Raw genomic sequence first — 20005 nt, 5'->3', positions numbered from 1 at the left:
ATAAAAAGGTTTGCATATGTCCGAGCAGTTTCTCTATTTCCTGCAGCAGATGTTTAACGGCGTCACGCTGGGAAGCACCTACGCGCTGATCGCCATCGGCTATACGATGGTTTACGGCATTATCGGCATGATTAACTTCGCCCACGGCGAGGTCTATATGATCGGTAGCTATGTCTCCTTTATGATCATCGCCGCGCTGATGATGATGGGCATCGACAGCAGCTGGCTGCTGGTCGCCGCCGGGTTTGTCGGCGCGATTGTGATTGCCAGCGCCTACGGCTGGAGCATCGAGCGCGTGGCCTATCGGCCGGTGCGCAGTTCCAAGCGTCTTATTGCGCTGATTTCCGCCATCGGGATGTCGATCTTCCTGCAAAACTACGTCAGCCTGACCGAAGGCTCGCGCGACGTGGCGCTGCCAAGCCTGTTTAACGGCCAGTGGATTGTGGGGGCCAGTGAAAACTTCGCGGCCTCTATCACCACCATGCAGCTGGTTATCTGGGTCGTGACCTTTATTGCGATGCTTGCCCTGACGCTGTTCATCCGCTACTCGCGGATGGGACGTGCCTGCCGCGCCTGCGCAGAAGACCTGAAGATGGCGAGCCTGCTCGGCATCAACACCGACCGCGTGATTGCCCTGACCTTCGTGATTGGCGCCGCGATGGCGGCCGTCGCAGGTGTCCTGCTCGGCCAGTTCTACGGCGTGATCAACCCGTACATCGGCTTTATGGCCGGGATGAAAGCCTTTACCGCGGCGGTGCTGGGCGGTATCGGCAGTATTCCGGGCGCGATGATTGGCGGCCTGATCCTGGGCGTGGCGGAAGCGCTCTCCTCGGCGTATCTGAGCACGGAATATAAAGATGTGGTGTCGTTTGCCCTGCTGATTCTGGTTCTGCTGGTCATGCCTACCGGCATTCTGGGCCGTCCGGAGGTAGAGAAAGTATGAAACCGATGCATTTTGCAATGGCGCTGCTCTCTGCCGCCATGTTCTTCGTGCTGGCAGGCGTCTTTATGGGCGTCCAGTTAGGTCTGGACGGGACGAAGCTGGTGGTGGACGCCGCCCCCGATATCCGCTGGCAGTGGGTGTTTATCGGCACTGCCGTGGTGTTCCTGTTTCAGCTGCTGCGTCCGCTGTTCCAGAAGTCGCTGAAAAACGTCTCCGGGCCGAAATTCATGCTGCCGGCCATCGACGGGTCTACGGTTAAGCAGAAGCTGTTCCTCGTGGCGCTGCTGGTGGCTGCCGTGGCGTGGCCGTTTGTGGTCTCTCGTGGCACCGTGGATATCGCTACCCTGACCATGATCTACGTGATCCTCGGTCTCGGTCTGAACGTGGTGGTGGGGCTCTCTGGCCTGCTGGTACTGGGCTACGGCGGCTTCTACGCCATCGGCGCCTACACCTTCGCGCTGCTGAACCACTATTACGGGCTCGGCTTCTGGACCTGCCTGCCGCTGGCGGGGCTGGTCTCAGCCGCGGCAGGCTTCCTGCTCGGTTTCCCGGTACTGCGCCTGCGCGGTGACTACCTGGCGATTGTGACCTTAGGCTTTGGCGAAATCGTCCGTATCCTGCTGCTGAACAACACCGAAGTGACCGGCGGCCCGAACGGCATCAGCCAGATCCCGAAACCAACCTTCTTCGGTCTGGAGTTCAGCCGTACCGCCCGCGAAGGCGGCTGGGACACCTTCAGTAACTTCTTCGGCGTGAAGTATGACCCGTCCGACCGCGTCATCTGGCTCTATCTGGTGGCGTTGCTGCTGGTAGTGATCACCCTGTTCGTGATTAACCGCCTGCTGCGCATGCCGCTGGGCCGCGCGTGGGAAGCGTTGCGCGAAGATGAAATCGCCTGCCGCTCCCTGGGCCTGAACCCGACCCGCATCAAGCTGACCGCGTTCACCATCAGCGCCGCGTTTGCTGGTTTCGCTGGAACGCTGTTTGCCGCGCGTCAGGGCTTCGTCAGCCCGGAATCCTTCACCTTTGCCGAATCCGCTTTCGTGCTGGCGATTGTGGTGCTCGGCGGGATGGGCTCGCAGTTTGCCGTTATCCTCGCGGCCATCCTGCTGGTGGTCTCGCGCGAGCTGATGCGCGACTTTAACGAATACAGCATGTTAATGCTGGGTGGTTTGATGGTGCTGATGATGATCTGGCGTCCGCAGGGCTTGCTGCCGATGACCCGTCCACAGCTGAAGCTGAAGAACGGGCAAGCGAAAGGAGAGCAGGCATGAGTCAGCCATTATTATCCGTTAACGGTCTGATGATGCGTTTTGGCGGCCTGCTGGCGGTCAACAATGTGTCACTGGATCTGCACAAGAAAGAGATTGTCTCCCTGATTGGCCCGAACGGCGCGGGGAAAACCACGGTCTTTAACTGCCTGACCGGTTTTTACAAGCCGACGGGCGGCACCATTATGCTGCGCGACAAGCATCTTGAAGGGCTGCCGGGCCAGCAGATTGCCCGCATGGGCGTGGTGCGTACCTTCCAGCACGTGCGTCTGTTCCGCGAGATGACGGTGATTGAGAACCTGCTGGTCGCGCAGCATCAGCAGCTGAAAACCGGGCTGTTCTCCGGCCTGCTGAAAACCCCGGCCTTCCGCCGCGCCCAGGATGAAGCGCTCGATCGCGCCGCCACCTGGCTCGACCGCATTGGCCTGCTGCAGCACGCCAACCGTCAGGCGAGCAACCTGGCCTACGGCGACCAGCGTCGTCTGGAGATTGTGCGCTGCATGGTGACCCAGCCGGAGATCCTGATGCTCGACGAACCGGCGGCGGGCCTCAACCCGAAAGAGACCAAAGAGCTGGACGAGCTGATTGCCGAGCTGCGCGATCACCACGACACCACCATTCTGCTGATTGAGCACGACATGAAGCTGGTGATGGGCATTTCCGACCGTATCTACGTGGTTAACCAGGGCACGCCGCTGGCAAACGGCACGCCGGAAGAGATCCGCAACAACCCGGACGTGATCCGCGCATACCTGGGTGAGGCATAAGATGGAAAAAGCGATGTTAACGTTCGACAAGGTCAACGCGCACTACGGCAAGATCCAGGCGCTGCACGATGTCAGCCTGCATATCAATCAGGGTGAAATCGTGACCCTGATTGGCGCCAACGGTGCGGGCAAAACCACGCTGCTCGGCACCCTGTGCGGCGACCCGCGCGCCACCAGCGGGCGGATTGTGTTCGATGGTAAGGACATTACCGACTGGCAGACGGCCAGAATCATGCGTGAGGCGGTGGCGATTGTCCCGGAAGGGCGCCGCGTTTTCTCCCGCATGACGGTGGAGGAGAACCTGGCGATGGGCGGTTTCTTCGCCCATCGCGATGAATACCAGACCCGCATCAAGTGGGTATACGAACTCTTCCCGCGCCTGTGGGAGCGTCGCATTCAGCGTGCGGGCACCATGTCCGGCGGTGAACAGCAGATGCTGGCAATTGGCCGCGCGCTGATGAGCCAGCCGCGTCTTCTGCTGCTGGACGAGCCGTCGCTCGGTCTTGCGCCGATCATCATCCAGCAGATATTCGACACCATCGAGCAGCTGCGTAAAGAGGGGATGACCATCTTCCTCGTCGAGCAGAACGCCAACCAGGCGCTGAAGCTCGCTGACCGTGGTTACGTGCTGGAGAACGGCCGCGTGGTGCTGGAAGACACCGGCGATGCGCTGCTGGCGAATGAGGCGGTGCGGAGCGCGTACCTCGGAGGCTAAGCCGTCTGTGTTGCCCGGTGGCGCTGCGCTTACCGGGCCTACACGCTTTTCTCCCTCTCCCTGTGGGAGAGGGCCGGGGTGAGGGCAACAGACCGCTCCTAACCCCCTTCACACAACCATCATCCCCCTGACCCTTTACTGTCACTTATCTGTAAACAAACAGTTATTTTTCTGTCATTCGAGCATGTCATGTTACCTCGCGAGCATAAAACGCGTGATATCGCGCATCCGGCACAATAAGAGAGATGACAATGACATCGTTACGACACACAGCTTTGGGTCTGGCACTGGGTCTGGCTTTTGCGACGAACGCAATGGCTGTGACGACCATTCCGTTCTGGCATTCCATGGAAGGGGAGTTGGGTAAAGAAGTTGACTCCCTGGCGCAGCGTTTCAACGACACCCATCCGGATTACAAAATTGTGCCGGTGTACAAAGGCAACTACGAGCAGAGCCTGAGCGCGGGCATCGCCGCCTTCCGTACCGGCAACGCGCCTGCACTGTTACAGGTTTATGAAGTGGGCACCGCCACCATGATGGCCTCCAAAGCTATTAAGCCGGTTTATGAAGTGTTCAAAGAGGCGGGTATCAACTTCGATGAATCCCAGTTTGTGCCGACCGTGGCGGGTTATTACACCGATTCCAAAACCGGACATCTGCTGTCTCAGCCGTTTAACAGCTCCACGCCGGTGCTGTACTACAACAAAGACGCCTTCAAAAAGGCCGGTTTAGACCCGGAGCAGCCGCCAAAAACCTGGCAGGACCTGGCCGAATACACCGCGAAGCTGAAAGCGGCGGGGATGAAGTGCGGCTACGCCAGCGGCTGGCAGGGCTGGATCCAGATTGAAAACTTCAGCGCCTGGCACGGCCTGCCGGTGGCGACCAAAAACAACGGCTTCGACGGCACCGATGCGGTACTGGAGTTCAACAAGCCGGAGCAGGTGAAGCACATCGCGCTGCTGGAAGAACTCAACAAGAAGGGCGACTTCAGCTACTTCGGGCGTAAAGACGAATCCACCGAGAAGTTCTACAACGGCGACTGCGCCATTACCACCGCCTCGTCCGGCTCGCTGGCGGATATCCGTCACTACGCCAAATTCAACTATGGCGTGGGCATGATGCCGTATGACGCTGACGTGAAGGGCGCGCCGCAGAATGCCATCATCGGCGGGGCGAGTCTGTGGGTGATGCAGGGTAAAGACAAGGGCACCTATAAAGGTGTGGCCGAATTCCTCGACTTCCTGGCGAAGCCGGAAAACGCAGCCGAATGGCACCAGAAGACCGGCTACCTGCCGATCACCAAAGCCGCGTATGACCTGACCCGCGAGCAGGGCTTCTACAGCAAGAACCCGGGCGCGGATATCGCGACGCGTCAGATGCTGAACAAGCCACCGTTGCCGTTCACCAAAGGCCTGCGCCTGGGCAACATGCCGCAGATCCGCACCATCGTGGATGAAGAGCTGGAAAGCGTGTGGACCGGGAAGAAAACGCCACAGCAGGCGCTGGATTCCGCAGTAGAGCGCGGGAATCAGCTGCTGCGCCGTTTTGAGCAGTCGACCAAATCGTAAAAAAAGGTGAATGCGGCCTGATGCCCTCACCCCAACCCTCTCCCACAGGGAGAGGGAGAAAACCGTAGCCGCCACCCGGCATTGCTCAGGAACCCAATCTCAATGTCATCATCCCGTCCGGTGTTCCGTTCCCGCTGGCTGCCGTACCTGCTGGTCGCGCCTCAGCTGATCATCACCGTTATCTTCTTTATCTGGCCTGCGGGCGAAGCGCTGTGGTACTCGGTACAAAGCGTCGATCCGTTTGGGCTCTCCAGCCAGTTTGTCGGGCTGGACAACTTTACCGCGCTGTTCCATGACAGCTACTACCTGGACGCCTTCTGGACGACGATCAGGTTCAGCGCGCTGGTGACCGTCAGCGGTCTGGTTGCCTCGCTGTTTTTCGCCGCGCTGGTGGATTACGTGGTGCGCGGCAGCCGCCTGTATCAGACCCTGATGCTGCTGCCGTACGCCGTGGCACCCGCCGTCGCCGCCGTCCTGTGGATTTTCCTGTTTAACCCCGGTCGCGGGTTGATTACCCATTTCCTGGCAGAGTTCGGCTACGACTGGAACCACGCCCAGAACAGCGGTCAGGCCATGTTCCTGGTGGTGTTCGCCTCGGTGTGGAAGCAGATCAGCTACAACTTCCTGTTCTTCTTTGCCGCGCTGCAGTCCATCCCGCGTTCGCTGGTGGAGGCCGCCGCCATTGACGGCGCAGGGCCGATTCGTCGCTTCTTCAGGCTGTCGCTGCCGCTGATTGCCCCGGTGAGCTTCTTCCTGCTGGTGGTTAACCTCGTGTACGCCTTCTTCGACACCTTCCCGGTGATCGATGCGGCCACCGCAGGCGGCCCGGTGCAGGCGACCACCACGCTTATCTATAAGATCTACCGCGAAGGCTTCGCCGGGCTGGATCTCTCGGCCTCCGCCGCGCAGTCGGTGGTGCTGATGTTCCTCGTCATCATCCTCACGGTGGTGCAGTTCCGCTATGTTGAAAGTAAGGTGCGCTACCAATGATTGAGAACCGTCGCGGGCTGACGATTTTCAGCCACACCATGCTGATTTTAGGGATTATCGTCATTCTGTTCCCGCTGTACGTGGCCTTTGTCGCCGCCACGCTGGACACCAAAGCGGTGTTCGATACGCCGATGACGCTGATCCCAGGCGGGCATCTTTTCGAGAACATGAAGACCATCTGGACCCAGGGCGTAGGCGCCAACAGCGCGCCGTTCTGGCTGATGATGCTCAACAGCTTCATCATGGCGTTCGGCATTACGGTCGGCAAAATTACGGTGTCGATGCTCTCGGCCTTCGCCATCGTCTGGTTCCGTTTTCCGCTGCGCAACCTGTTTTTCTGGATGATTTTTATCACCCTGATGCTGCCGGTGGAGGTGCGTATCTTCCCGACGGTGGAAGTGATCGCCAACCTGAAGATGCTCGACAGCTACGCGGGCTTAACCCTGCCGCTGATGGCCTCGGCGACCGCCACCTTCCTGTTCCGCCAGTTCTTTATGACCCTGCCGGACGAGTTGATCGAGGCGGCGCGCATTGATGGCGCATCGCCGCTGCGCTTCTTCCGCGACATCGTGCTGCCGCTGTCGAAAACCAACCTTGCGGCGCTGTTTGTGATCACCTTTATCTACGGCTGGAACCAGTACCTGTGGCCGCTGCTGATTATTCAGGACGTCAATCTCGGCACCGCTGTGGCGGGCATCAAAGGCATGATCGCCATCGGCGAAGGCACCACCCTCTGGAACCAGGTGATGGCGGCAATGCTGCTCACCCTTATCCCACCCGTAGTCATTGTTTTAGCCATGCAGCGCGCGTTTGTCCGCGGCCTGGTCGATAGCGAGAAATAAGATGGCAGGTTTAAAACTTCAGGCAGTAACCAAAAGCTGGGACGGCAAAACCCAGGTGATTCAGCCGCTCACGCTCGACGTGGCGGACGGGGAGTTTATCGTGATGGTCGGCCCGTCCGGCTGCGGCAAATCCACCCTGCTGCGCATGGTGGCGGGGCTGGAGCGCGTAACCTCCGGGGATATCTGGATTGACCGCCAGCGCGTCACCGAGATGGAGCCGAAAGACAGAGGCATCGCGATGGTGTTCCAGAACTACGCTCTCTATCCGCACATGAGCGTGGAAGAGAACATGGCCTGGGGGCTGAAAATCCGCGGCATGGGCAAAGGCCATATCGAGGAGCGCGTGAAAGAAGCCGCCCGAATTCTGGAGCTGGACGGCCTGCTGAAGCGCCGCCCGCGCGAGCTTTCAGGGGGCCAGCGTCAGCGCGTGGCGATGGGGCGCGCCATCGTACGCGATCCGGCGGTATTCCTGTTCGACGAGCCGCTCTCTAACCTCGACGCCAAGCTGCGCGTGCAGATGCGTCTTGAGCTGCAGCAATTGCACCGTCGTCTGAAAACCACCTCCCTGTACGTGACCCACGATCAGGTCGAGGCCATGACCCTCGCCCAGCGCGTGATGGTGATGAACAAAGGCGTTGCCGAGCAGATTGGCACCCCGGTGGAAGTGTATGAGAAACCGGCCACCCGCTTCGTGGCAAGCTTTATCGGCAGCCCGGCGATGAACCTGCTGGAAGGGCGCATCAGCAGCACGGGCACGCACTTTGAGCTGGAAAGCGGGATGGCATTGCCAATCAACTGGTACTATCGTGGCTACGCCGGGCGTAAGATGACGCTCGGTATCCGCCCGGAACATATCGGTTTAACCTCTCAGGCGGAAGGCGGCGTGCCGCTGGTGATGGACACGCTGGAGATGTTGGGTGCAGATAACCTGGCGCACGGGCGCTGGGGCGAGCAAAAGATGGTGGTGCGTCTGGCGCATCAGGAGCGCCCTAAAGCAGGCAGCACGCTGTGGCTGCACCTGCCGGAAAATCATCTGCACCTGTTTGACGGTGAAACAGGACAACGAGTATGAGCAACTGGCCTTATCCCCATGTCGTCGCCCACCGGGGCGGCGGTAAGCTGGCGCCGGAAAACACGCTGGCGGCGATTGACGTCGGCGCGCGCTACGGTCACACGATGATCGAGTTCGACGCCAAGCTGTCGAAAGACGGCGAAATTTTCCTGCTGCATGACGATAACCTCGAACGCACCAGCAACGGCTGGGGCGTGGCGGGCGAGCTGCCGTGGCGCGATCTGCTGAAAGTCGACGCCGGAAGCTGGTACAGCGGCGAATTCAAAGGCGAACCGCTGCCGCTGCTGACGGAAGTAGCCGATCGCTGTCGCCAGCACGGCATGATGGCCAATATCGAAATCAAACCGACCACCGGCACCGGGCCGCTGACCGGCAAAGTGATTGCCCTTGCCGCGCGCGAGCTGTGGGAAGGGATGACCGCGCCGCTGCTCTCCTCGTTTGAAATTGACGCACTGGAAGCGGCACAGGCGGCCGTACCGGAGCTGCCTCGCGGGCTGCTGCTGGACGAATGGCGCGAGGACTGGCGCGAGCTGACGACGCGCCTGGCGTGTGTCTCTATCCATCTTAATCACAAGCTGCTGGATGAGGCGCGGGTGAAGATGCTGAAAGACGCGGGCCTGCATATTCTGGTTTACACCGTCAATAAACCCCAGCGTGCGGCCGAACTGCTGCGCTGGGGCGTGGACAGCATCTGTACCGATGCGATTGACCTGATCGGCCCGGACTTTAGTTCTGCGGATTAAGCATACTGCCATTCGACTGCGGCGGCAGCATATGCTGCTGTCCGCTGCCTGACGAGGTCATTCCCCCTAACATTCCGCCGTTTTTGTTCGGCAGCGGCTGCTCGCGCACCTGCCCCTGCTGCACGCGCTGGGTGTTGGCGTTCATCTGATTTTGCAGGCTTTGCTGCTGCATCTGGGTCTGCGTTCTCAGTTGCTGATTCAGCATCCCTTTTTGCTGCTGTTGCTGGCTCATCATCTCGGTCTGCATACGCTGCTGGCTCGGGATGACATAACCCTGCTGGTTCGGGTTGTTCATGGTGTTGAGTGGCTGTGCGAGCGCGGCAAACGGGATCAGCGCCGTAAGAATCATCAAGCGTTTCATTGTCATTTCCTCCTCTTGAGGTCTCTCTTAAGTTTACCCTGATTTCACCATGACGATGATTTTTTAGGAGTTGTGAACCAGGCTTAAGCGGGGAATATGGATCCCTTCACCTGGAGAACAATAATGATGAAACCAACGTTTTTGCGCTGGGTCGCCCTCGCCGCGCTGATGGCAGGCGGTACATTTAGCGTGGCGGCCAACCCGCCCGCGGCGCCTCCGGTCTCTTACGGCGTGGAGGAAGATGTTTTTCATCCCGTGCGGGCAACCCACGGCATGGTGGCATCCGTGGATGCGCTGGCGACCCGCGTGGGCGTCGATATTCTCAGGCAGGGCGGTAACGCGGTGGATGCGGCGGTCGCCGTCGGCTATGCGCTGGCGGTGACGCACCCGCAGGCGGGGAACCTGGGCGGCGGCGGCTTTATGATGCTGCGTACCAAAGACGGGAAAACCACCGCCATCGACTTCCGTGAAATGGCGCCTTCTCAGGCGTCACGGGACATGTTCCTCGACGACCAGGGGAACCCGGACAGTAAAAAATCCCTGACCTCGCATCTCGCGTCCGGCACGCCGGGCACCGTTGCGGGCTTCTCGCTGGCGCTGGAAAAATACGGCACCCTGCCGCTGAATAAAGTGGTGCAGCCTGCCATCAAGCTGGCGCGGGAGGGCTTTGTGGTAAACGACGCGCTGGCAGATGACCTCAAAACCTACGGCAGCGAAGTCATTCCGAATCACGAAAACAGCAAGGCTATCTTCTGGAAAGACGGTGAACCGCTGAAGAAGGGCGACAAGCTGGTGCAGAAGAACCTCGCTAAAAGCCTGGAGCTTATTGCGGAGCACGGTCCGGACGCCTTCTACAAAGGGGCGATTGCCGACCAGATTGCGCAAGAGATGCAGAAGAACGGGGGGCTCATCACCAAAGCGGATCTGGCGGACTACAAGGCGGTAGAGCGCGAGCCGATTAGAGGCACCTACCGCGGGTACGAGGTCTTCTCCATGCCGCCGCCGTCTTCCGGGGGCATTCACATCGTGCAGATCCTCAACATTCTTGAAAACTTCGATATGCACAAGTTCGGCTTCGGCAGCGCGGATGCCATGCAGGTGATGGCGGAAGCGGAAAAACGCGCCTACGCCGACCGCTCGGAATATCTCGGCGATCCGGACTTCGTGAAGGTACCGTGGCAGGCGCTGACCAACAAAGCGTATGCCAAATCTATTGCCGATCAGATCGACATCAACAAGGCTAAGCCGTCGAGCGAGATCCGCCCCGGCAAGCTGGCGCCGTATGAAAGCAACCAGACCACCCACTTCTCGGTGGTGGATAAAGATGGTAACGCGGTGGCGGTGACCTATACGCTCAACACCACGTTTGGCACCGGGATTGTGGCGGGTAACAGCGGCATTCTGCTGAATAACGAGATGGATGACTTCTCTGCCAAGCCGGGCGTGCCGAACGTCTACGGGCTGGTCGGCGGCGATGCGAACGCGGTAGGGCCGAAGAAACGTCCGCTGTCGTCCATGTCGCCCACCATCGTGGTGAAAGAGGGCAAAACCTGGCTGGTAACCGGTAGCCCGGGCGGCAGCCGGATTATCACCACCGTATTGCAGATGGTGGTGAACAGCATCGACTTTGGGATGAACGTCGCCGAAGCCACCAACGCCCCGCGTTTCCACCACCAGTGGTTGCCGGACGAGCTGCGCGTCGAGAAGGGCTTTAGCCCGGACACCATTAAACTGCTTGAGCAGCGTGGGCAGAAGGTGGCGGTGAAAGAGGCGATGGGCAGCACCCAGAGCATTATGGTGGGGCCGGACGGAGCGCTGTTTGGCGCATCAGATCCGCGTTCGGTTGATGATTTGACGGCGGGGTATTGATGTATTGCCCGGTGGCGCTGCGCTTACCGGGCCTACAACTGCACGAACGTAGGCCGGGTAAGGCGAAGCCGCCACCCGGCAAATCACTACTTCATTCTCGCCATATAATACGCGTCCACATATTCGCCGTTGCGCAGGGCATAGCGCTTGCCGGTGCCTTCAATTTCGAACCCGTATTTTTTGTACACCGCAATCGCCGGCTCGTTATCGACAAACACCGTCAGCTCAATGCGGTCAACGCGCAGCCAGTTATCGCACATATCAATCATGGTACGCATCAGCGCGCTGGCTACGCCCCGGTTTTGCCACTGTGCGCCGACACAAATCCCAAAATCAGCCACATGGCTGCGGCGTGGCCGTTGCGCGACGGCGATGCACAGATGCCCGGCGACATGACCGTCTATACAGGCGACCAGTTGCTTAATGCCAGGCTGGTCGGATAGCCGTTCTTGCCACATGTGTTCAGAGGGGTGAGGAACCTGTAGTGTGTTGTGGTACACCTCCGGTTGGGCGTGGATCTGACGAATGGCGTCATAATCTTTCGGTTCCGCATGGCGTATCACTATCTCACTCATTCCTTGTTCCTCAGTCAGTTAAAAGTCCCTTCCAACATCAATGACTTTAAAATTTGAGTCAACCGCTATTTTTTGCAAAAAGTATTGGACAAGTGCGAATGAGAATGATTATTATTGCTCTGCATTCAGGAAGACCCCTACGGGAACCTGAAAGCACGACATTGCTCACATTGCTTCCAGTATTACTTTAGCCAGCTTTTAGCTGGCTTTTTTTTTGTTATGGTTAGACTCAGTAACCTTCCAAAAGGACTGAGCTATGACACTACATTGCGCATTTATTGGATTTGGTAAAAGTACGATCCGCTATCACCTGCCGTATGTTCTTAACCGCAAAGACAGCTGGCATGTGGCCCATATCTACCGCCGCCGCGCGAAGCCGGAAGAGCAATCTCCGCAGTACTCCCACATCCACTTCACCAGCGATCTCGATGAGGTACTTAACGACCCTCAGGTCAAACTGGTTGTTGTCTGCACCCACGCCGACAGCCATTTTGACTATGCCAAACGCGCGCTAAATGCGGGTAAAAACGTGCTGGTAGAAAAGCCGTTCACCCCGACTATTGCCGAAGCGAAAGAGCTGTTCGCGCTGGCGAAAAGCAAAGGCCTGACCGTCACGCCGTATCAGAACCGTCGCTTTGACAGCTGCTTCCTGACGGCGAAAAAAGCGATTGAAAGCGGCAAGCTCGGCAACATCGTGGAAATCGAAAGCCACTTCGATTACTACCGTCCGGTGGCGGAAACGCAACCCGGACTGCCTCAGGATGGTTCGTTCTATGGTCTGGGCGTGCACATCATGGACCAGATCATCTCCCTGTTTGGCCGCCCGGACCACGTGGCGTATGACATTCGCAGCCTGCGCAACAAAGCCAACCCGGACGATACCTTCGAAGCCCAGCTGTTCTACGGCGATCTGAAGGCCATCGTCAAAACCAGTCACCTGGTGAAGATCGACTACCCGAAATTTATCGTTCACGGCACTAAAGGTTCGTTTATCAAATACGGTATCGACCAGCAGGAGACCAGCCTGAAGGCCAATATCATGCCGGGTGAACCAGGCTTTGCCGCGGACGATTCCGTGGGCGTGCTGGAGTATGTGAACGACGAGGGCGTAACGGTCAAAGAAACGCTGAAGCCGGAAACCGGCGACTATGGCCGCGTCTATGATGCGCTGTTTGAGACCCTCACAAACGGCATGGCGAATTACGTCAAGGAATCTGACGTTCTGACCAACCTCGAAATCCTTGAACGGGCCTTCGAACAGGCTTCTCCTGCCACGATAACCCTCGCAAAATAAGCAAAAACGGCTCCTCTGCACTTGTTCACAATTTTTGAACAGAGGAGTCAATTTTCACCCCCTATGATCCCAGGCCGTTTGCGTCCACACTTACTCCATCGAAACGAACTGAGGGTGAAAACAATGATCTACTTACGCAAAGCAAACGAACGTGGTCACGCGAATCATGGCTGGCTGGACTCATGGCATTCATTCTCGTTTGCCGACTACTACGACCCGAACTTCATGGGCTTCTCCGCACTGCGCGTGATTAACGATGACGTGATTGATGCGGGCCAGGGCTTCGGTACCCACCCGCACAAAGATATGGAAATCCTGACCTATGTGCTGGAAGGCGCGGTTGAGCACCAGGACAGCATGGGCAACAAAGAGCAGGTTCCGGCGGGCGAGTTCCAGATTATGAGCGCGGGTACCGGGGTGCGTCACTCTGAGTACAACCCAAGCAAAACGGAAAAACTGCACCTGTATCAAATCTGGATCATTCCAGAAGAGACCGGCATCACGCCGCGCTACGAGCAGCGCCGCTTCGACGCGAAACAGGGGAAACAGCTGGTTCTCTCCCCGGATGCGCGTGAAGGCTCCCTGAAAGTGCATCAGGATATGGAGCTGTACCGTTGGGCGCTGGCGAAAGAGGAGCAGTCCGTGCATCAGATTGCCGCTAACCGCCGCGTCTGGATCCAGGTGGTGAAAGGCGACGTGTCCATCAACGGGACCAAAGCGACAACCGCCGATGGTCTGGCCATCTGGGACGAGCAGGCGATCTCCGTGCATGCCGACAGCGAAAGCGAAATTCTGCTGTTTGACCTGCCGCCGGTGTAATAAAACATAAATAAATCCCCATCCTTCCCTTTGACAGGGGAAGGATGGGCTTTGTCCGTGGTAAACTGAGCAAATCTCTCACTTCAAGATTTCTCAGGACGATGAAAAAGAAACGCCCCGTACTTCAGGATGTCGCCGATCGCGTCGGTGTGACCAAAATGACGGTCAGCCGTTTTTTACGTAACCCGGAACAGGTTTCCGTGGCGTTACGTGTCAAGATTGCCGCTGCCCTTGATGAACTGGGTTACATCCCCAACCGTGCGCCCGATATTCTCTCCAATGCGACCAGCCGCGCGGTGGGCGTTCTGCTTCCTTCTTTGACCAACCAGGTTTTCGCCGAAGTATTACGTGGAATTGAAAGCGTCACCGATGCGTTTGGCTACCAGACCATGCTCGCCCACTACGGGTACAAGCCGGAACTCGAAGAGGAACGTCTTGAATCGATGCTTTCCTGGAACATTGACGGCCTGATTTTAACCGAACGAACCCACACTGCCCGCACGCTCAAAATGATTGAAGTGGCCGGTATTCCGGTCGTCGAGCTGATGGACAGCCAGTCGCCGTGCCTCGACATCGCCGTGGGGTTTGATAACTTCGAAGCGGCGCGTCAGATGACGGCGGTTATTATCGCCCGCGGGCATCGTCATATCGCCTATCTGGGTGCGCGTCTTGATGAACGTACTATCATCAAACAGAAGGGATACGAGCAGGCGATGCTCGACGCGAACTTAACCCCGTACAGCGTGATGGTGGAGCAGTCCTCCTCCTATACGTCGGGTATTGAGCTGATGCGTCAGGCACGACGCGAGTATCCGCAACTGGACGGTATTTTCTGTACCAACGATGACCTGGCGGTTGGCGCGGCGTTTGAGTGTCAGCGTCTGGGGCTGAAGATCCCTGATGATATGGCGATCGCCGGTTTCCACGGCCACGACATTGGCCAGGTGATGGAGCCGCGTCTGGCGAGCGTCCTGACCCCGCGTGAACGTATGGGCCGCATTGGTGCAGAACGCCTGCTGGCGCGCATTCGTGGCGAGACGGTGACCCCGAAAATGTTAGATTTAGGTTTCACCTTGTCACCGGGTGGATCTATTTGAACTGACAAATTTGAAGTAGCTCACACTTATTCACTTCGCGCACGTTTGGATATTGCTTCTCTTTTGCCCCGGCAGGACAATGTTACCGATAACTGTTACCCGTAACAATTGACTGAGGGACACCCTTTGAGCACGACTAATCACGATCACCACGTCTACGTCCTGATGGGCGTTTCCGGTAGCGGGAAATCAGCCGTGGCCAGCGAAGTGGCGCATCAACTCCAGGCTGCGTTTCTTGATGGCGACTTCCTCCATCCGCGCAGCAACATCATGAAAATGGCCTCCGGCGAGCCACTGAACGATGACGACCGCAAACCGTGGTTACAGGCGCTGAATGACGCCGCGTTCGCGATGCAGCGCACCAACAAAGTCTCCCTGATCGTCTGCTCCGCGCTGAAAAAAACCTACCGCGATCTGCTGCGTGACGGCAATCCGAACCTCTCTTTCATCTACCTGAAAGGGGATTTCGAGGTGATTGAAAGCCGCCTGAAGGCGCGTAAAGGTCACTTCTTCAAAACCCAGATGCTGGTAACGCAGTTCGAAGCGCTGCAGGAGCCGGGTGAAGACGAGAAAGACGTCTTAGTGGTTGATATCGATCAGTCACTGGAGGGTGTTGTTGCCAGCACCATCGAGGTCATTAATAAAAGGCAGTAAGTTTTGAGTACATTAACGCTAGTTTTGACAGCAGTGGGTTCGGTATTGCTGCTGCTGTTTTTAGTGATGAAGGCGCGTATGCACGCCTTTGTTGCTTTGATGGTGGTTTCTATTGGTGCAGGTCTCTTTTCCGGTATGCCGCTCGACAAGATCGCCGCGACGATGGAAAAAGGGATGGGCGGTACGCTGGGCTTCCTGGCGATTGTGGTCGCGCTGGGCGCGATGTTTGGCAAGATTTTGCACGAGACGGGTGCGGTCGACCAGATTGCCGTCAAGATGCTGAAATCCTTTGGCCACAGCCGTGCACACTACGCGATTGGTCTGGCCGGTCTGATTTGCGCGCTGCCGCTGTTCTTCGAAGTGGCCGTTGTGCTGCTGATAAGCGTCGCATTCTCCATGGCGCGCCATACCGGTACTAACCTCGTGAAGCTGGTCATTCCGCTGTTTGCGGGTGTGGCGGCGGCTGCGGCGTTTCTGCTCCCGGGACCGGCCCCGATGCTGCTGGCGTCCCAGATGCACGCTGACTTTGGCTGGATGATTCTGATTGGCCTGTGCGCGGCAATTCCGGGGATGATTATCGCCGGTCCGCTGTGGGGCAACTTCATCAGCCGTTACGTTGAGCTGCACATTCCGGATGACATCACCGAGCCGCACCTGGGCGAGGGCAAAATGCCATCCTTCGGCTTCAGCCTGTCGCTGATCCTGCTGCCGCTGGTGCTGGTGGGTCTGAAAACCATCGCCGCGCGCTTTGTGCCGGTGGGGTCCACTGCCTACGAGTGGTTTGAGTTCATCGGTCACCCGTTCACGGCGATCCTGGTGGCGTGCCTGGTGGCGATTTACGGCCTGGCGATGCGTCAGGGGATGCCAAAAGACCGGGTGATGGAGATCTGCGGTGCGGCGCTGCAGCCTGCGGGGATTATCCTGCTGGTGATCGGTGCAGGCGGCGTGTTCAAGCAGGTGCTGGTGGATTCCGGCGTAGGCCCGGCTCTGGGTGAAGCGCTGACCGGGATGGGCCTGCCGATTGCGGTCACCTGCTTTGTGCTGGCTGCAGCGGTGCGTATCATCCAGGGTTCCGCCACCGTGGCGTGTTTAACCGCCGTGGGTCTGGTGATGCCGGTGATTGAACAGCTGAACTACTCCGGTGCCCAGATGGCCGCGCTTTCTATTTGTATCGCGGGCGGTTCGATTGTGGTCTCTCACGTAAACGACGCCGGCTTCTGGCTGTTCGGTAAATTTACCGGCGCCACCGAAGCGCAAACCCTGAAAACCTGGACGCTGATGGAAACCATTCTCGGCACGACGGGTGCGATTGTCGGGATGATTGCTTTTACGCTGCTCAGCTAAATGCGGTGATTTAACAAGGCTAAAAATAAGGCCCGGTAGCGTCAGCGCTTACCGGGCCTTTTTATTATCCAGGGCGTCAGGCCGGGCCATAACCCGGCATTGTGTTACTCGCCCTGCGTGGCGCTCTCAATCGTCAAGCGCACGTCCGAGGTAATCAGCTCTGCCAGCATCTGGTACACCTTCAGCGTCTCTTCCGGCTCGGCATCACCCGTATCGCTGATGAAGCCTTCATCACGCAGCGTCAGCACCAGGGAACTGAAGACCGCTTTGTCGAAGAATTCAGGGGCGTTAATGCCGTGCAGAACGGACAGGCGCTGGGCCAGCGTCCGGCTCTCTTTCTCCAGCGTACCGCGGTTGATAGACGGATTCGCGCTCAGCAGCCAGAACGTAATGGCGTAGCGCTGCAGCGTTTCGCGCGCACCGGCCGCCAGCAGCTGCAGGGTGCGGGAGCGTGACGGATTGATGTGCAGCTCGTCGTTGTTCAGGGTAATCAGCCCCTGGCGACGCATCTCTTCCGTCATCTTATCCAGTTCTGTCGCAAGCTCATCCTTACTCCAGCGCAGGAACAGCTCCGCTTTCAGCATCGGATAGATGGTCTCAAGATGGCGCAATAGCTCCTGACGGGAGATATGACGATGCTGGGTAATAATGGCGGCCATGAGCGACGGCAGCATCAGCATATGCGTGATGTTGTTGCGGTAGTAGGTCATCAGCACTGCCTGCTCGCGCGGCAGAATGATGATGTCGCCGATCGTGTCCTTCTCCACTTCAAACTTGTTCATCTGCAACGCGTGATCGATAAGTTCACTGGCGGTTGCAGAAGGCACGGTCGAATCAACCGAGTACGGCACGTTACGCATCATATCCAGATAGCAATCCAGCTGCTCCGTGAGCTGTTCACGGGTCAGCGAGCGCTGACGTGAAGCCAGAAGTGCCGTACAGCACAGGTTCATGGCGTTAGCCGCACCGGCGTTGTTAATGCGCACCATCAGCTCGGATGCGATGCCGTTAACCGTTGGCGTCAGCCAGGCCGGACGCACCGCTTCGATAGGATCGATGGACTCGCGCCACTCCGGAACGTGATGGTTCAGGTACGTCATCAGCGGCATCGGCTCACCGAAGTTCACGTAGCCCTGACCGAGATTGCGCAGCTTGCTCAAGCCGCGCAGCATCTGCGGCAGGCTCTCTTTCTCTTTGGTCGCACCACGCAGCTCTTTCGCGTACGTGCCCACTTCCATCACGTGCTCGTAGCCGATGTAGATAGGCACCAGCGTGATCGGACGGGTACCTCCGCGCAGCATCGCCTGGATGGTCATCGACAGCGTGCCGGTCTTCGGATCGAGCAGACGTCCGGTACGGGAACGACCGCCCTCCACGAAGTACTCCACGGAATAGCCGCGGCTGAACAGCTCGCCAAGATACTCGCGGAACACGGTGGAGTAGAGCTTGTTGCCCTTGAAGGTACGACGAATAAAGAACGCGCCCAGGCGGCGGAAAATCGGACCTGCTGGCCAGAAGTTCAGGTTGATACCGGCTGCGATGTGCGGTGGTACCAGCCCCTGATGATAGAGCACGTAGGAAAGGAGCAGGTAGTCCATGTGGCTGCGGTGGCAGGGAACATAGACAATCTCATGGCCATCATGCGCCAGCTGACGCACGCGCTCGGCGTTATGGACGTTGATGCCCTGATAGAGGCGGTTCCACGTAAAGCCGAGAATACGATCGGACAGGCGAATCATCTCGTAAGAGAAGTTCGCTGCAATCTCTTCCATCAGCGCAATGGCGTTCTGCTGGGCTTTCTCATGCGAAATTTTCTTGCTGCGCGCTTCATCTTCAACGGCGCGGGCAATCGCTTTGGAGGCCAACAGCTTGTTGAACAGATCCTGACGCGCCGGGAGGCGTGGCCCTACGGCAGCCAGGCGCTGACGGGCGAAGTGCATACGCGCCACGCGCGCCAGTTTTTGCGCGATGATCTTGTCGGTGCCGTGCTCGTCCGCCATGCGACGCAGCGAAACGGAAGGGGAGAAACGCACAAAGCTGTCGCGTCCCAGCCAGGAGACCGCGAAGAACTTCTGGATGCCGTTAAGCATGCGCAACGGCGGATTCTCTTCGCCTTTTTCACGGCCCGGACGACGACCAAACATCACCGATACCGGCACCATCTGCACATCCAGATCGGGGTTGCTGCGGTGCAGATCGAGATAGTCATGGAACAGCTTGATGGACTCTTCTTTTGGCGTGTAATAGGTAAACACGCGCGGTCCACCGTGAATGAACACGTAGCGCGGCAGTAGCGTACCGTCAACTTCCAGCGGTTCAAGCGGGTCAGGTAAGTCATGCGCCAGACACTGGGCGCGAAGCGTCAGTAAGTCAGCCTTCGAGTTATAAGGCAAAACGTACATAATGGGGCGTGACGTATCGAGCCCCAGTTCCAGCGCGGGTTCTGCTGGGATAGACTTGCTTTTTACCAGGATGCTTAATGGTAAATTAAGTAATTTGTAGTAAATTCGTGGCCAGCCGGACATAAACGATGTAAAGCCTCTGGTTAATAATGCAATTGCGGCGCAAGGATAACAGAAAGCGCGCAAAATTTCTGTTGTTACCCGTCATACTTCAGGCTGTAGCGAAACGCGCTACGGCTCCTGTTATTGACGCTCTTTTTTAAAAAAGGTTCTTTTAATGGCCAATAATACCACTGGGTTAACACGTATCATCAAAGCCGCCGGCTATTCATGGAAAGGTTTCCGTGCCGCATGGGTCAACGAAGCCGCCTTTCGCCAGGAGGGCGTCGCCGCTATCATCGCGGTGATCGTCGCCTGTTTCCTTGATGTTGATGCGATTACCCGCGTACTGCTTATCGGTTCCGTTCTTCTGGTGATGATAGTGGAAATTCTTAATAGCGCTATTGAGGCCGTTGTGGATCGCATTGGTTCCGATTTCCATGAGCTTTCTGGCCGTGCAAAAGACATGGGCTCTGCTGCCGTGTTGCTGGCGATTATCACTGCCGTTATCACCTGGGTCACCCTGCTTTGGTCACATTTCCGATGAGCCTCGAGGAATAATTAAGTCCCTGGTTTTTTG

The 20005-nt window shown here is 57.9% G+C and carries 19 protein-coding genes; 16 read left to right on the top strand and 3 right to left on the bottom strand.

Features of this window, described 5'->3' with window-relative positions:
* Positions 1 to 16: 16 nt before the first annotated feature.
* The 9 genes from livH to ugpQ all read left to right on the top strand — a co-directional run bounded on the left by livH (position 17) and on the right by ugpQ (position 8911).
* Positions 17 to 943, top strand: coding sequence for a high-affinity branched-chain amino acid ABC transporter permease LivH (livH, locus tag CWR52_RS11080; RefSeq protein WP_008500099.1), 927 nt, complete (start codon positions 17 to 19; stop codon positions 941 to 943).
* The gene (livM, locus tag CWR52_RS11075; protein WP_104949667.1) at positions 940 to 2217 is read left to right on the top strand and encodes a branched chain amino acid ABC transporter permease LivM; all 1278 of its coding nucleotides are present in this window, start codon (positions 940 to 942) and stop codon (positions 2215 to 2217) included. The genes livH and livM overlap by 4 nt, the downstream gene beginning before the upstream one ends.
* Positions 2214 to 2981, top strand: coding sequence for a high-affinity branched-chain amino acid ABC transporter ATP-binding protein LivG (gene livG / locus CWR52_RS11070; RefSeq protein WP_024906698.1), 768 nt, complete (start codon positions 2214 to 2216; stop codon positions 2979 to 2981). The genes livM and livG overlap by 4 nt, the downstream gene beginning before the upstream one ends.
* A 1-nt stretch (position 2982) precedes the next feature.
* Positions 2983 to 3696, top strand: a complete 714-nt coding sequence (livF, locus tag CWR52_RS11065; RefSeq protein WP_008500102.1) for a high-affinity branched-chain amino acid ABC transporter ATP-binding protein LivF — start codon at positions 2983 to 2985, stop codon at positions 3694 to 3696.
* A gap of 251 nt (positions 3697 to 3947) precedes the next feature.
* The gene (gene ugpB, locus CWR52_RS11060; RefSeq protein WP_021242738.1) at positions 3948 to 5264 is read left to right on the top strand and encodes a sn-glycerol-3-phosphate ABC transporter substrate-binding protein UgpB; all 1317 of its coding nucleotides are present in this window, start codon (positions 3948 to 3950) and stop codon (positions 5262 to 5264) included.
* Between the two features lie 102 nt (positions 5265 to 5366).
* Positions 5367 to 6254: a sn-glycerol-3-phosphate ABC transporter permease UgpA gene (ugpA, locus tag CWR52_RS11055; RefSeq protein ID WP_104949666.1), complete on the top strand. Its 888-nt coding sequence runs from the start codon at positions 5367 to 5369 to the stop codon at positions 6252 to 6254.
* Entirely contained in the window at positions 6251 to 7096 is an 846-nt protein-coding gene (gene ugpE / locus CWR52_RS11050; protein WP_104949665.1) for a sn-glycerol-3-phosphate ABC transporter permease UgpE, read from the top strand. Before ugpA ends, ugpE begins: the two co-directional genes overlap by 4 nt.
* A gap of 1 nt (position 7097) precedes the next feature.
* A complete protein-coding gene (locus CWR52_RS11045) occupies positions 7098 to 8168 on the top strand; it encodes a sn-glycerol-3-phosphate import ATP-binding protein UgpC (protein WP_008503354.1) in 1071 nt (356 codons plus the stop codon).
* Entirely contained in the window at positions 8165 to 8911 is a 747-nt protein-coding gene (gene ugpQ, locus CWR52_RS11040; RefSeq protein WP_104949664.1) for a glycerophosphodiester phosphodiesterase, read from the top strand. Before CWR52_RS11045 ends, ugpQ begins: the two co-directional genes overlap by 4 nt.
* Here the strand turns inward: ugpQ and CWR52_RS11035 are convergent.
* Positions 8895 to 9272, bottom strand: coding sequence for a DUF2756 family protein (locus CWR52_RS11035; RefSeq protein WP_023326493.1), 378 nt, complete (start codon positions 9270 to 9272; stop codon positions 8895 to 8897). The two genes, ugpQ and CWR52_RS11035, sit on opposite strands and share 17 nt — an antisense overlap.
* Before the next feature lie 123 nt (positions 9273 to 9395).
* Between CWR52_RS11035 and ggt the strand changes: the two genes are divergently transcribed.
* Positions 9396 to 11141, top strand: a complete 1746-nt coding sequence (gene ggt / locus CWR52_RS11030) for a gamma-glutamyltransferase (protein ID WP_201268154.1) — start codon at positions 9396 to 9398, stop codon at positions 11139 to 11141.
* An 86-nt stretch (positions 11142 to 11227) separates the two neighbouring features.
* Here ggt and yhhY read toward each other — a convergent pair whose 3' ends face one another.
* Positions 11228 to 11716 (bottom strand): N-acetyltransferase, encoded by a 489-nt coding sequence (gene yhhY, locus CWR52_RS11025; RefSeq protein WP_104949663.1) that lies wholly within the window; start codon positions 11714 to 11716, stop codon positions 11228 to 11230.
* A 256-nt stretch (positions 11717 to 11972) separates the two neighbouring features.
* Here yhhY and CWR52_RS11020 point away from each other — a divergent pair, with 256 nt between their 5' ends.
* From CWR52_RS11020 to gntU, 5 genes are all read left to right on the top strand, one after another.
* On the top strand, positions 11973 to 13010 hold the full coding sequence (locus CWR52_RS11020) for an oxidoreductase (protein WP_104949662.1): 1038 nt from the start codon (positions 11973 to 11975) through the stop codon (positions 13008 to 13010).
* 123 nt (positions 13011 to 13133) lie between these two features.
* The gene (locus tag CWR52_RS11015) at positions 13134 to 13829 is read left to right on the top strand and encodes a pirin family protein (RefSeq protein ID WP_104949661.1); all 696 of its coding nucleotides are present in this window, start codon (positions 13134 to 13136) and stop codon (positions 13827 to 13829) included.
* A gap of 101 nt (positions 13830 to 13930) precedes the next feature.
* Positions 13931 to 14926: a gluconate operon transcriptional repressor GntR gene (gntR, locus tag CWR52_RS11010; protein ID WP_104949660.1), complete on the top strand. Its 996-nt coding sequence runs from the start codon at positions 13931 to 13933 to the stop codon at positions 14924 to 14926.
* Between the two features lie 126 nt (positions 14927 to 15052).
* A complete protein-coding gene (gene gntK / locus CWR52_RS11005) occupies positions 15053 to 15580 on the top strand; it encodes a gluconokinase (protein WP_008503362.1) in 528 nt (175 codons plus the stop codon).
* A gap of 3 nt (positions 15581 to 15583) precedes the next feature.
* Entirely contained in the window at positions 15584 to 16924 is a 1341-nt protein-coding gene (gene gntU, locus CWR52_RS11000) for a gluconate transporter (protein ID WP_014833577.1), read from the top strand.
* A 104-nt stretch (positions 16925 to 17028) separates the two neighbouring features.
* Here the strand turns inward: gntU and plsB are convergent, their stop codons facing one another.
* A complete protein-coding gene (plsB, locus tag CWR52_RS10995; RefSeq protein ID WP_021242749.1) occupies positions 17029 to 19449 on the bottom strand; it encodes a glycerol-3-phosphate 1-O-acyltransferase PlsB in 2421 nt (806 codons plus the stop codon).
* A 154-nt stretch (positions 19450 to 19603) separates the two neighbouring features.
* Between plsB and CWR52_RS10990 the strand changes: the two genes are divergently transcribed.
* Entirely contained in the window at positions 19604 to 19972 is a 369-nt protein-coding gene (locus CWR52_RS10990; protein ID WP_021242750.1) for a diacylglycerol kinase, read from the top strand.
* The last annotated feature ends 33 nt before the right edge of the window (positions 19973 to 20005 follow it).

It is taken from the genome of Enterobacter sp. SGAir0187, from assembly GCF_002952735.2.
Lineage (GTDB): Bacteria > Pseudomonadota > Gammaproteobacteria > Enterobacterales > Enterobacteriaceae > Enterobacter > Enterobacter quasiroggenkampii.
The sequence above is the reverse complement of the archived record's forward strand: the minus strand, read 5'-3'. Positions and strand labels throughout refer to the sequence as shown.